The following is a 12,709-nucleotide window of genomic DNA, read 5'->3' as shown; positions in this document are numbered from 1 at the left end:
TGACTTTTGGCACGCTGTTGAGTTCTCAAGGAACGGACACTTCCTTCGGACCGCCTTCCAGCGGGCCCTCCGGGCGCTTCGTTCTTTCGTGTTTCAAGCTTATCAGATGTTTTCCGCTCCGTTTTCCGGAGTTTCATTCATCGGAATTCGCTTTCCGCTTGCCCCCGCTCTCTCGCGGCGACTCCGGAACTGTACGGGGACAGGCCCGCCACATGCAAATCGCCCCCGCCCGGGGTCCCGGGCAGGGGCGATCCGATGTTCAGGCACCGTCAGGCGCGGCCCATCTCCTCGACGATGGCCGCCACGAAGCCGTCGATGTCGGCCTCCGTGGTGTCGTACGAACACATCCAGCGCACCTCACCGGTGTGCTCGTTCCAGAAGTAGAAGCGGTAGTGCTTCTGCAGCCGCTCGCTCACCTCGCGCGGGAGGATCGCGAACACCGCGTTCGCCTGGACCGGGCGCACGATCTCGACGCCGTCGATCCCGCGGACGGCCGCCTCCAGCCGGCTGGCCATCGCATTGGCGTGCCCGGCATTGCGCAGATAGAGGTCGCCGGAGAGCAGCGCCTCGAACTGGACGGAGAGGAAGCGCATCTTCGAGGCGAGCTGCATCGAGGTCTTGCGCAGGAACTTGATGTTCCGCACCCGCTCGGGGTTGAGCACCACCACGACCTCGCCGAACAGCAGGCCGTTCTTGGTGCCGCCGAAGGACAGCACGTCGACGCCCACGTCCGTGGTGAAGGCGCGCAGCGGCAGGCCGAGCGCCGCGGCGGCGTTGGCCAGGCGGGAGCCGTCGACGTGGACGAGCATGCCGAGCTGGTGGGCGTGCTCGGTGATCGCGCGGATCTCGTCGGCGGTGTAGAGGGTGCCGAGCTCGGTGCTCTGGGTGATGGAGACCGCGAGCGGCTGCGCGCGGTGCTCGTCACCGAAGCCCCAGGCCTGCTTGTCGAGCAGCTCGGGGGTGAGCTTGCCGTCCGGGGTGGGGACGGTGAGCAGCTTGATGCCGCCCATCTTCTCCGGGGCGCCGCCCTCGTCCACGTTGATGTGGGCGGATTCGGCGGCGACCACGGCGCCCCAGCGCGGGAGCAGCGCCTGGAGGGCGACCACGTTGGCGCCGGTGCCGTTGAAGACGGGGTAGGCCTCGGCCTTGTCGCCGAAGTGTCGGCGGAAGACGTCCTGGAGGTGGGCCGTGTAGTCGTCCTCGCCGTAGGCGATCTGGTGGCCGCCGTTGGCGAGGGCTATCGCGGCGAGGATCTCCGGGTGCACGCCGGCGTAGTTGTCGCTGGCGAAGCCGCGGACGGCGGGGTCGTGCCGCCGAACCGCGTCCGTACGGGTGAGGTCGGTCATCGGGCTGTCAGCCACAGGTGCTGTCCGTTCAGTTCTGCTGCGGGGCGGTCCCACAGGCCCGCCAGGTGTCCGGCGAGGTCGGCGGTGTCGGTGAAGCCGGCGAACTTCGCCTCCGGCTTCTCGGCCCGCATTTCGGGGCTGACCAGCGCCTTGATGACCAGGATGGCAGCCGCCGCGGTGGGCTCGCCGTCGGGGGCGGTGGTCTCCTTCTTGAAGGAGTCGGCCATGGCGAGGGTCCAGGCCTCCGTGGCGGCCTTGGCGGCCGCGTAGGCGGCGCCGCCGGCGGTGGGCTTGTGGGCCGCGGCGGCGGAGATCATCGCGTAGCGGCCGGCGGAGCTGCGGACCAGGGCGGGCTGGAAGGCCAGCGAGGTGTGCTGGAGGGTGCGCACGACGGTGTCGTGCAGGAAGTCCCAGTCGTCCAGGCGGGTGTCGAAGAAGGTCTTGCTGCCGCGCCAGCCGCCGACCAGGTGGAACAGACCGTCGACGTGGCCGTGCTCGGCCTCCAGGTGGTCGGCCCAGTCGTGGACCTCCTGCGGGTCGAGCAGGTCGATCACCTGTCCGCTGACCTTGGCCCCGCGCACGGCGATGCGGGTGGCGTCCAGCGCGGATTCGAGGCGCTGGGCGTCGATGTCGGCACCGATCACGGTGGCGCCGTCGGCGGTGAGGCGGCGCAGCACCGCCTGGCCGGCCGGGCCGCTGGCTCCGGCGACGGCGATGACCTTGCCGGCCAGCGGGGACTTGGTGGTCGTGGTCACGCGGCGGCTCCCTGGATACCGGTGCCGGTGATACCGGCGGTGGCGGCGATGACGCCGCCGAGCTTCTTGGACAGGGCCTCGTAGAACATGCTCAGCGGGAACTCGTCCGGGAGCACCGCGTCGCACAGCGCCTTGTTGAGGGCCTTGCCGTCGGTGATGTCGAGCGGCAGCGCGTCGGAGCCCTTCGCCCAGGTGGAGGCGGGGTGCGGGGTGAGGTAGCGGGAGACCAGCTCGTAGGCGGCGATCCAGTGGGCCGGCTTGGGTCGGTCGATGCCGTCGCGGTAGAGGGTCTCGATCTCGGCGCAGAGCGCGTTGGTGACCTGCGGGGCCCGGTCCCAGTCGATGCTGAGGCGGTTGTCGCGCCAGCGCAGCGCGTCGTGCTTGTGCAGGTAGGCGAAGAGCAGCTGGCCGCCCATGCCGTCGTAGTTGCGGACGCGGTCGCCGCTGACCGGGAAGCGGAACAGGCGGTCGAAGAGGACCGCGTACTGGACGTCGCGGGCGTGCGCGTTGCCCTCGGCCTCCAGTTTCACCGCCTCCTTGAAGGTGGTGAGGTCGCAGCGGAGCTCCTCCAGGCCGTACATCCAGAACGGGCTGCGCTGCTTGATCATGAAGGGGTCGAACGGCAGGTCGCCGTGGCTGTGGGTGCGGTCGTGGACGAGGTCCCACAGGACGAAGGTCTCCTGCGCGCGGTCCTGGTCCTTGAGCAGGCCCTCGGCGTCGGCCGGGATCTCCAGGCCGAGCTGCTGGACGGCGCTGGTGGTGACGGCGCGGAAGCGGGCGGCCTCGCGGTCGCAGAAGATGCCGCCCCAGGTGAAACGTTCCGGCGCCTTGCGCACGGCGACCGTCTCGGGGAAGAGGACGGCGGAGTTGGTGTCGTAGCCGGCCGTGAAGTCGGTGAAGGTGATCGGCACGAACATCGGGTTGTCGAAGCGGGTCCGCTCCAGCTCGGCCAGCCAGTCGGGCCACACGACGCTCAGCAGGACGGCTTCCAGGTTGCGGTCCGGGTTGCCGTTCTGCGTGTACATCGGGAAGACGACGAGGTGCTCCAGGCCGTCCTGGCGCTGGTCGGCGGGGTGGAAGGCGAGCAGCGAGTCCAGGAAGTCGGGCTCCCGGTAGCCGGTGTCGGCCCACTTGGCCAGGTCCGCGTCGACGGCGGCCAGGTAGGCGGCGTCGTGCGGGAACAGCGGGGCGAGCTCCTCGACGGCGCCGCGGACGGTGGCCACCAGCGGGTCGACGGTGTGCCGCTGGACGGCGGACAGGTCGATCGAGCCGTCCTTGGACTGCAGCGGGCGCAGCGTCTCGACGGCCTCCTTCAGGCGCAGCCAGGCCGAGTGGCCGGCGAGGGTCGAGACCGGGGCCTCGGCCGCCGCAGCGAGCCTTGGCGAAAGATTCTGCATCGGGGACTCACTTCGACAGGAGTTATTTCAACGGAGACACCATAAGTACGAAAGGTTCTCCTGTTCAAGGGGGTCGCGACCGACAAAGCTCCGGCGTGGCTCCGCCGAGGCCCGGGCGGGGCCCCGGGGCGCGGGCCCGCCGGCCGGGCGTCCGCCATGTGGACAGGGATCTGGATGTTCTGGACAGATGCACCGTCGGAATGCGAACCTCCCGCCATGCTCCCGGCGGTGATCACGGTGACCGAGTGCCACATCGGCCTGTTCCGGGTGCCCTCTCGTTGTCACGCCTGCTGTCGCGTGCGCGGCCTCTGCCGCCGCTGTCGCTGATCCGGCTCGGAGGGCACCGCGGACGCGGGCCCGTACGCCGACCATGCCGTGTGTGTTCCGGCGCCGCCACCGGGGGGAAGTGACCCGCCGGGCCCGCGGCCGGCCCCGGCCCGCCCCGTCGCCTCCCCTGTCCCGCCCTGCCCTTCCTCACTGGAGCCCTGCCATGACCATCCGCAAGCCGTCCGCCGCTCTGCCCCTCGCCGCGCTGCTCGCCGCGGCCGCCGCGCTGACCGCGTGCGCGCCGCAGGACGCCAAGTCCGACGGGGCCGCCGCCTCGGGCTCCTCGGGTGCGGCCGGTAGCGCCGCGGGCTGCGCGCCGGGAGCGCTGGCGACCCGGACGGCGGGGACGCTGACCGTCGGCACCGACAAGCCCGCCTACGACCCGTGGTTCACCGAGGACGAGCCGGAGAACGGCAAGGGGTTCGAGTCCGCCGTGGCCTTCGCGGTGGCGGAGAAGCTGGGCTACCCCAAGGAGAAGGTCAGCTGGGTGGTCGCGCCGTTCGGCAAGGCCACCTCGCCGGGGGCCAAGGACTTCGACTTCGACATCAACCAGGTGTCCATCAGTGACGAGCGCAAGCAGGCCGTCGACTTCTCCTCCGGCTACTACGACGTGCGCCAGGCCGTCATCGCGTTGAAGAACTCCAAGGCGGCGGGCGCGAAGAGCATCGCCGACCTGAAGGGCGCCAAGCTGGGCGCGCAGGTCGGCACCACCAGCCTGGACACCATCACCAACACCATCAAGCCGAGCGTCCAGCCGGCCGTGTTCGACTCCAACGACCTCGCGAAGGCCGCGCTGAAGAACGGCCAGGTCGAGGCGCTCGTGGTGGACCTGCCGACGGCCTTCTACATCACCGGCGCCGAGGTGCCCGAGGCGCAGGTTGTCGGCCAGTTCGAGGGGGCGTCGAAGAGCGAGCAGTTCGGCCTGGTGCTGGACAAGGGCTCGAAGCTGACCGGCTGCGTGTCGCAGGCGGTGGACGCGCTGCGCTCCGACGGCACGCTCGCGAAGCTGGAGAAGCAGTGGCTCTCCGACGCCGTCTCGGCACCGGTGCTCAAGTGAGCGGCGACGCGGTGGCGGCCGGTCCGGCGTCGGTCGCCACGGGCCGGGACAGGAAGATCCGCGCCGGGAAGGGCCTCGACGGGGATGACCTCGACGGGAAGGGTCGCGACGGCGGCGGGGGCAAGGGGGACGACGACGGCTACCGCCCGTCCGAACGACGGCTGGCACACGAGGCGTACCGGCGCGGCCGGGCCCGCCGGTCGGCGCTGACTGCCGCAGGGTCGACCCTGGCGATGGCGGTCGCGCTCTACCTGCTGGTCGTCAACTCCCCCGGCTGGGAGGTGACTCGGAAGACCTTCTTCAACGCCGACTACGCCCGCCAGGCGCTGCCCGAGGTGCTGACGGGGCTGCGGCTCAACCTGGAGCTGATGCTCGGCTGCGGCGCGCTGATCCTGGTGTTCGGCCTGCTGCTCGCGGTGCTGCGGACGCTGCGCGGGCCGGTGTTCCTCCCGGTGCGGCTGCTGGCCACCGCGTACGTGGACTTCTTCCTCGGGCTGCCGATGATCATCTGCCTGCTGGTGATGATCACCGGGGTGCCGGCGCTGCGGCTCAGCGGGGTGACCACCGATCCACTGGTGCTGGGCGGGGCGGCGCTGGTGCTGACGTACTCCGCCTACGTGTCGGAGGTCTTCCGCTCCGGCATCGAGTCGGTGCACCCCAGCCAGCGGGCCGCGGCCCGGTCGCTCGGGCTCACCAACGCGCAGGCGATGCGGTACGTGGTGCTCCCGCAGGCCGTGCGGCGGGTGGTGCCGCCGCTGCTGAACAACCTGGTCAGCCTGCAGAAGGACACCGGACTGGTCTCGATCGGCGGGGCGATCGACGCGGTGTACGCGGCCAAGATCATCGCGGCCCGGTCGTTCAACTTCACGCCGTACCTGGTGGCGGGGCTGGTGTTCATCGTGCTGACCATTCCGCTGACGCGGTTCGCCGACTGGCTGACCGCCCGGACGAACCGTCGGCAGTTCCAGGGAGGTGCGGTGTGAGCGGGGACGTGCTCCGGCTGGAGTCCGTGCGCAAGACCTTCAACGGCCAGGTGGTGCTGCGCGACGTGGGGTTCGCCGTGCCCGAACACTCGGTGACGGCGCTGATCGGGGCGTCCGGCTCCGGCAAGTCCACGCTGATGCGGTGCGTCAACCTGCTGGAGGGGATCGACGACGGGGCGGTCTTCCTGGACGGGGAGGAGATCACCGACCCGCGCGCGGACCAGGACGCCGTCCGCCGCCGGATCGGCGTGGTGTTCCAGTCCTACAACCTGTTCCCGCACCTGACCGTGCTGGAGAACATCACGCTCGCCCCGCGCCGGGTGCACGGACGGGGGCGGGCCGAGGCGGAGGCGGAGGCGCTGGGGCTGCTCGACCGGCTCGGGCTGGCGGCCAAGGCGAAGGAGTACCCGGACCGGCTCTCCGGCGGACAGCAGCAGCGCGTCGCCATCGTGCGGGCGCTGGCCACCGGGCCCCGGCTGCTGCTGCTCGACGAGATCACCGCGGCGCTCGACCCGGTCCTGGTCGGGGAGGTGCTCTCGGTGGTGCGCGACCTCAAGGAGCAGGGGATGACGATGGTCCTGTCCACCCACGAGATGGGGTTCGCGCGCGAGGTGGCCGACCAGGTCTGCTTCCTGGACGACGGGGTGGTGCTCGAACAGGGGCCGCCGGAGCAGGTGTTCGGCGATCCGCGGGAGGAGCGGACGCGACGGTTCCTCAGCCGGGTCGTCGCCTCGGGGCGGCTCGCGGGCTGAGCGCCGGCCGGGGCGGCGGAGCGTGTGCCCGGTGGCCGCACACCGGGGAGCACCACTGTGCGCCCCGGTGAGCGCCCTGCCCGCGCCCCGGCAACAGCGGTGATCGTGGACAGGACGACCGTCCAGACCGCGGTCGGCGGGCGATGGTGTGGCGGGCCGCGGGCGAGGAGCAGGGGCGGGAGACAGATTCCGGCGAACAGATAACAGATGACGTTATCTGTTATCCGTTATCTGTTCGCTGACATCTGTCATCTGTCATCTGTTCGCCGCCCCCGCCACACCGCCGCCGGCCGCCCGCCCCCGCCGCCCCGGGAGGCCGCCGTTGCACGGACCCTCGCTGATCAGCTGGCTGCTCGCGCTCCTCACCGCCACCGCCGGGGCCTACTGCCTCACCCGGCTGCGCCACTCCCCCTGCGCCGCCGGCACCACTCACCACTTCGGCGCCCGGCGCCTGCTCGCCCGGGAGTCCGACGCCGCCGAGGCCCTGATGGGGCTCGGCATGGCCGCCATGGCCGTGACCGGCGGCGCCGTCCCGGCCACCGTCTGGGCCTGGGTGTTCGGCCTCCCCGCCGCCGCCTTCCTGCTCGCCGCCGTACGCGCCCCGGCCCGCCGGGCACACCGGCTGCACCACGCGATCGGCGCGATCGCCATGACGTACATGGCGCTCGCGATGACCGCCACCCCCGGCCATCACCACCACGCCGCCGACGCGGGCACGCCGCTGCTGACCGGCTCCCTCCTGCTCTACTTCGGCGCCTACTCCCTGTGGGCCGGCACCCGGCTCCTGCACACCCCCTCCGGGACCCTGGCACTCGGCACCGCCGGGCTGCCCCGGGCCTGCCGGCTCACCATGGGCATCGGCATGTTCGCCATGCTCCTGACCATGTGAGCCCCGATCGATCCAAGACCCCACCCCTGACGTGGCGTTGGTCACTGGCCGGTCGAAAGCCGTTCCTCCGGAGGTCATCAGCGCATAGGTTGGCAGGGAGCGCGTTGTCGCGTTCCGTGCGTACTCGGGGAGCCCATGCGATGACTGCCCTGATCGGCCTGCTGCTGCTCGGACTGCTGCTCTCGACCGTCGCGCCCCGGCTGCTGGCCCGGGCCCGCTGGGCGGAGCGCGAACCGGTGCTGGCGCTGCTGGCATGGCAGTGCCTGGTGGTGGCCGTGCTGCTGTGCTGCGTCCTGGGCCTGCTGCTGGCCGCCTCCGCCGCGCTGCCCGAACTGCGCGCCCTGGTGTTCTCGGGCGCCCCGCACGGCGTCGAGGCCGCGTACGGCCTTCAGGACGCCGAGGGCTGGGGCCGGCTGTGCGCCGCGGTGCTGGCGGCGGGCGGCCTGCAGACGGTGCTGGCGCTCACCCGCGAGGTCCGTTCCGCGAAGGCACTCCGCGACCACCGGCATGCTCAACTGACGGTCCGGGCCCCGGAGTTGCCGGAGGCCATCGCGGCCGCCCGCAGCCGCCGGGAGCGGCTGGTGGTGTTGGAGAACATCCGCCCGGAGGCGTGGTCGCTGCCCGGCCCGGACTCCCGCCTGGTGGTCACCACCGGCGCCCTCCAGCAGCTGACCGACCGGGAGTTGGCCGCCGTCCTGAGCCACGAGCGCGGGCACGTCCGGGCCCGGCACCACTGGCTCCAGCAGTGCGCCCAGGCGCTCGCCTCCGGCTTCCCCGGGGTCGGCGTGTTCAGCGCCTTCCGGGCCCAGGTGGAGGAGCTGGTGGAGCTGGCGGCCGACGACCGGGCCGCGCGCCGGCACGGCCGGCACACCACTGCCCTCGCACTGGCCGAACTCAACCTGGACCGCGGGGTGTTCGGCTCCTGCCCGCCCGGTCTGGCGCAGTCCCCGCGGCGAGTGGACCGGCTGCTCGCGGGCCGCCCGCGACTGTCCGTCCCGCACCGGCTGCGGCTCACCGTCGTCGCCCTCGCCGCACCCGCCGCAGCCGTCCTGCTGGCCGTCGCGCCGGGGCTGACCTCGCTGCTCTGAAAAGGGCCTCACCCCTCCGGAAAGGTGCAATCCGGCTGCAGGCCCACCAAATTGACGCCGAGTCAGGTTGCCGAAGGGGCAGTTTGCCGGCGGGACGGCTTGCCGGCAGGTCAGCTTGTCGGCGACTCGCCCAACGGCCCGAGCGGGGCACCGAGGGTCAGTTCGAGCACCTCACGATGGAGCGGCCTGGCCTGCTCGTACCGCTCCCGACCGGTCCCGGTCAGGGTGATCACGATGGCCCGCCGGTCGCTCTCGCACATCGCCCGGGTGACCAGCCCGCCCTTCTCCAGGCGGGCGATCACCCGGGACAGCGCACTCTGGCTGAGGTGGACGGTGTGGGCCAGCTCCTGCGCCCGCAGCGCATGGCCGCCGCCCTGGCACCCCTCCACCAGGCGCTCCAGCACCTCGAACTCGCTCACGCCCAGCCCGCACTTGTCACCCAGCTCGCGATCGAGCATGCAGGCCGTGGCGGCATGCCGGGCCAGCAGGTCGCGCCATTGCGCAACGAGACCGGCCTCCGCCGGGGAGTCGAGATCAGCCACGGTGCCACCCTAGCATGTGCGCCGTAAAATTATGTGTTCACATCTTATTCATTTGCATTGAATGCACACGCATGTACTGTCCTCCCCATGACCACCGCGACCGCCACGTCACCCGACGCCCCGTCAACCAGCGGGCTGAGCTGGACACCCCGCCTCTGGGGCACCCTGATCGTGCTCTGCGCCGCCATGTTCCTGGACGCCCTGGACGTCTCCATGGTCGGCGTCGCCCTCCCGTCCATCGGCTCCGAGCTGCACCTCTCCACCTCCGCCCTGCAATGGGTGGTCTCCGGCTACGTGCTCGGCTACGGCGGCCTGCTGCTGCTCGGCGGCCGCGCCGCCGACCTGCTCGGCCGCCGCCGGGTCTTCCTGGTCGCCCTGGGCGTCTTCGCCGCCGCCTCGCTGCTCGGCGGCCTGGTCGACGACGGCGGGCTGCTGATCGCCGCCCGCTTCCTCAAGGGCGTCAGCGCCGCCTTCACCGCCCCGGCCGGCCTGTCGATCATCACCACGACCTTCGCCGAGGGCCCCGCCCGCAACCGGGCGCTGTCGATCTACACCACCTGCGGCGCCAGCGGCTTCTCGCTCGGCCTGGTGCTCAGCGGGCTACTCACCTCGGTCGGCTGGCGCTGGACGTTCCTGATGCCCGTCCCGGTCGCGCTGCTCGCCCTGTTCTTCGCGGTCCGGCTGCTCCCCCGCCCCGCCGAGGAGCGCGCCAAGGGCGGCTACGACGTGCTGGGCGCGATCACCGGCACCGCGACCGTGCTGCTGCTGGTGTTCACCGCCACCGAGGCGCAGGGCGCCGGCTGGCTGAGCCTGCGCACCGTCGGCTCGCTGGTCGTGGTCGCCGCACTGGCCGCCGCCTTCCTGCTGGTGGAGAGCCGCACCGCCCACCCACTGGTCCGGCTCGGCATCTTCCGCAACGGCTCGGTCGCCCGGGCCAACGTGATCGCCTTCGCCATGGCCGGCGCGTACGGCGGGTTCCAGTTCGTCGTCACCCTCTACCTGCAGCACCTGCTGGGCTGGTCGGCGCTGCAGATGGCCCTCGGGCTGCTGCCGGCCGGCGCCTTCATCGCGCTCTCGGCACCGTTCATGGGCCCGATCGTGGACCGCTTCGGCACCGGCCGGCTGCTGCCGATCGGCCTGCTGGCCCTGGTCGGCGCGTTCGCGCTGTTCCTGCGGCTGGACGAGCACAGCTCGTACGTGGGTCTGGTCCTGCCCTCGATGCTGCTGCTCGGCGTGGGCTTCGCGCTGGCCTTCCCCTCGGTGAACATCGCCGCCACCGACGGCGTGGGCGACGACGAGCAGGGCCTGGCCTCCGGCCTGGTCAACACCGCGATCCAGGTCGGCACCGCGGTGGTCCTGGCCGGCGCGACCGCGATGATCACCGCCGGCAGTGCCGGCGGCGACAGCCCGCAGGCGCAGTTGGACGGCTACCGGCCGGCCCTGGTGTTCGTCGCGGCGGTCGCGCTGTTCGGCCTGCTGATCGCCGCGGTGGGCGCCCTGGTCGACCGGCGGCGGAAGTCGGCTCCCGCGCCGGTGCCGGACTACGATTACCCCTCGGTCGGGTCGAGCGCGGCGCGGACCGAAGTCCTGACCAACCGCTGACCGTCGACCGCCGCCCGGGCCGGCCCCGGCCCCCGCCGTCGGACAATGGCGCCGGCTCCACCAAACCCCCGTTTTGGTGGAGCCGGCCGTCTTCGTACCGGGCGCCCGAGCGGCGCCCACCGGCGCGCGGTTTCACGGTGCGACTACCGGCTCCGCCAGTATATTGGCCCGGAGCCAACGAACGTTCGGAGCAGACACGATGGCACCTCGCGGGGATTCGGTCAATGAGGAGATGCGGCAACGCTCCCGTCGGCGCATCATGCGAGCCACCGTCGAACTGGTCGACCGGCACGGATACGCGGGCACCACGCTGACCGACATCGCCGAGCGGGCCGGGCTCGCGCGCGGCCTGCTCTCGTACTACTTCGACGGGAAACGGCTGCTGATGCAGTCCGCGACGCACCGGATGATGCACCAGTCGCTCTCCGGCGCGCTCGCCGAGCTGACCCCGGACGCCACACCGGCGGCCCGGCTGGCCCGCGCGATCGACGCGGTCCTCACCCTCGCCCTGGAGCACCCGCGGGTGATGCGCTCGCACCTCGCGCTGATCCTGGACCCGGACTCCGGCGCCTTCGTCCAGGACCCGGAGCAGCAGCAGCTCGGCGCCATCCTCCAGGGTCTGCTGCTCGACTGGGGCGCGCCGGACCCGGCCGCCGAGCACGCGGTGCTGCGCAGCGCGCTGATGGGCGGCTGCATCGGGGTGCTGCTGCCGGGCGCCGAACTCCCGCTGGCACTGATCCGAGCCGACCTGTTCCGCCGCTACGACCTGCCCTGGGAGTTGGGCACCCCGCCGCAGGCACTGCCGCCGGAACGCGAACGGCCGCCGGCCCGCGGCTGACGGCGGGTGGACGGCGGCTCGGTGCCCGGGCGACCGATCGCGGGCCGCCGGACCCGTACGCTCTGCTGAGAGCTCCCCTCAGCACTCCTCTCAGCGCTCTTTTCAGCGCTCCTTGAGGATCGAGGCCAGCAGGTCCACGGTCCGCTCGGGCGTGAGGCTGTCCACGCAGAGCCGCTCCATGACCTGGATGTACGCGTCGACGTCGTCCCGCTTGTCGAGGTACAGCGCGCTGGTGAGCTGCTCCAGGTAGACGACGTCCGCGAGGTCCTGTTCAGGGAAGCGCAGGATCGTGAACGCCCCGGACTCCCCCGCGTGCGCGCCGAATCGGAACGGCATCACCTGGATCACGACGTTGGCCTGCTCGGCGACGTCGATCAGGTACTGCACCTGGCCGCGCATCACCTTGGGCCCGCCGACGGGGCGGCGCAGCGCGGCCTCGTCGATCACGGCCCACAGCCGCGGGCTGGCGCCCTCGGTCAGCAGCTTCTGGCGACGCAGGCGGAGGCTGACCCGCCGTTCGATCTCCTCCTCGCTGACGACCGGCCGACTCTGTCCGAAAACCGCCCGTGCGTACTCCTCGGACTGCAGCAGTCCGGGGATGAACTGCACCTCGTAGGTGCGGATCAGCTGGGCGGCCTCCTCCAGGCCGACGTAGGTCTGGAACCAGCCCGGCAGCACGTCGTTGAAGCTGTGCCACCAGCCGGACTTGTTGGCCTCGCGGACCAGCCCGAGCAGTGCCTCCCGCTCCAGGCCGTCGTCCACGCCGTAGAGGCTGAGCAGGTCGGCGACGTCGCGTTCCTTGAAGCTGACGCGGCCGAGTTCCATGCGGCTGATCTTGGACTCGGAGGCCCTGATCGCGTAGCCGGCGTCCTCGCGCGTGATGCCGCGCGTCTCACGCAGGCGACGCAGCTGAGACCCGAGGAGGATCCGGCGGACCATCGAGCCGCCGCCCGGCTGAACTGTGGTCATGCGGTCGAAACCTCCACCTAGGGCAAACAGCGCACAGTCTGCCATCAGTTGAGCGCTCACGGTGCCGATACTGACGGATGTTCCTATCAGTTCCACACTCCACACACCAGGATGCACGTGCATCCGGCGCTTGCATATGCCAATAGTGCGACTGCACGTGAATC

12 protein-coding genes are annotated in these 12,709 nt (G+C 71.5%); 7 read left to right on the top strand and 5 right to left on the bottom strand.

Annotated features, from left to right (window positions below; translation table 11 throughout):
• Positions 1 to 269: 269 nt before the first annotated feature.
• Genes ACFVX9_RS11065 through ACFVX9_RS11055 form a run of 3 tightly spaced genes read right to left on the bottom strand, consistent with a single transcriptional unit; the run spans position 270 to position 3,498 of the window.
• Entirely contained in the window at positions 270 to 1,346 is a 1,077-nt protein-coding gene (locus tag ACFVX9_RS11065) for a low specificity L-threonine aldolase (protein WP_363377264.1), read from the bottom strand.
• Positions 1,343 to 2,101, bottom strand: coding sequence for an SDR family NAD(P)-dependent oxidoreductase (locus ACFVX9_RS11060; protein WP_380345354.1), 759 nt, complete (start codon positions 2,099 to 2,101; stop codon positions 1,343 to 1,345). The genes ACFVX9_RS11065 and ACFVX9_RS11060 overlap by 4 nt, the downstream gene beginning before the upstream one ends.
• A complete protein-coding gene (locus tag ACFVX9_RS11055) occupies positions 2,098 to 3,498 on the bottom strand; it encodes a DUF6421 family protein (protein WP_387981369.1) in 1,401 nt (466 codons plus the stop codon). The genes ACFVX9_RS11060 and ACFVX9_RS11055 overlap by 4 nt, the downstream gene beginning before the upstream one ends.
• 490 nt (positions 3,499 to 3,988) lie before the next feature.
• Between ACFVX9_RS11055 and ACFVX9_RS11050 the strand changes: the two genes are divergently transcribed.
• From ACFVX9_RS11050 to ACFVX9_RS11030, 5 genes are all read left to right on the top strand, one after another.
• Positions 3,989 to 4,882, top strand: coding sequence for an ABC transporter substrate-binding protein (locus ACFVX9_RS11050; protein WP_380487538.1), 894 nt, complete (start codon positions 3,989 to 3,991; stop codon positions 4,880 to 4,882).
• Between the two features lie 161 nt (positions 4,883 to 5,043).
• The gene (locus ACFVX9_RS11045) at positions 5,044 to 5,865 is read left to right on the top strand and encodes an amino acid ABC transporter permease (RefSeq protein WP_244293715.1); all 822 of its coding nucleotides are present in this window, start codon (positions 5,044 to 5,046) and stop codon (positions 5,863 to 5,865) included.
• A complete protein-coding gene (locus tag ACFVX9_RS11040; protein ID WP_363377259.1) occupies positions 5,862 to 6,617 on the top strand; it encodes an amino acid ABC transporter ATP-binding protein in 756 nt (251 codons plus the stop codon). The genes ACFVX9_RS11045 and ACFVX9_RS11040 overlap by 4 nt, the downstream gene beginning before the upstream one ends.
• A 322-nt stretch (positions 6,618 to 6,939) precedes the next feature.
• Complete coding sequence (locus ACFVX9_RS11035) at positions 6,940 to 7,506, top strand: DUF5134 domain-containing protein (RefSeq protein WP_380345358.1); 567 nt, start codon at positions 6,940 to 6,942, stop codon at positions 7,504 to 7,506.
• A 140-nt stretch (positions 7,507 to 7,646) separates the two neighbouring features.
• Complete coding sequence (locus ACFVX9_RS11030; protein ID WP_063350135.1) at positions 7,647 to 8,594, top strand: M56 family metallopeptidase; 948 nt, start codon at positions 7,647 to 7,649, stop codon at positions 8,592 to 8,594.
• A gap of 110 nt (positions 8,595 to 8,704) precedes the next feature.
• Here ACFVX9_RS11030 and ACFVX9_RS11025 read toward each other — a convergent pair whose 3' ends face one another.
• The gene (locus ACFVX9_RS11025) at positions 8,705 to 9,136 is read right to left on the bottom strand and encodes a MarR family winged helix-turn-helix transcriptional regulator (protein ID WP_387981366.1); all 432 of its coding nucleotides are present in this window, start codon (positions 9,134 to 9,136) and stop codon (positions 8,705 to 8,707) included.
• A gap of 87 nt (positions 9,137 to 9,223) precedes the next feature.
• Here ACFVX9_RS11025 and ACFVX9_RS11020 point away from each other — a divergent pair, with 87 nt between their 5' ends.
• Both ACFVX9_RS11020 and ACFVX9_RS11015 read left to right on the top strand, forming a co-directional pair.
• Complete coding sequence (locus ACFVX9_RS11020) at positions 9,224 to 10,738, top strand: MFS transporter (protein WP_363377255.1); 1,515 nt, start codon at positions 9,224 to 9,226, stop codon at positions 10,736 to 10,738.
• Positions 10,739 to 10,997: 259 nt separating this feature from the next.
• The gene (locus tag ACFVX9_RS11015) at positions 10,998 to 11,576 is read left to right on the top strand and encodes a TetR/AcrR family transcriptional regulator (protein ID WP_244293512.1); all 579 of its coding nucleotides are present in this window, start codon (positions 10,998 to 11,000) and stop codon (positions 11,574 to 11,576) included.
• 102 nt (positions 11,577 to 11,678) lie between these two features.
• Here ACFVX9_RS11015 and ACFVX9_RS11010 read toward each other — a convergent pair whose 3' ends face one another.
• Entirely contained in the window at positions 11,679 to 12,545 is an 867-nt protein-coding gene (locus ACFVX9_RS11010; RefSeq protein WP_063350131.1) for a helix-turn-helix transcriptional regulator, read from the bottom strand.
• Positions 12,546 to 12,709 lie beyond the last annotated feature (164 nt).

Origin of the sequence: Kitasatospora sp. NPDC058243 (genome assembly GCF_042882025.1) — a bacterium.
In the GTDB taxonomy this organism is placed as follows: Bacteria; Actinomycetota; Actinomycetes; order Streptomycetales; family Streptomycetaceae; genus Kitasatospora.
The sequence above is the reverse complement of the archived record's forward strand: the minus strand, read 5'-3'. Positions and strand labels throughout refer to the sequence as shown.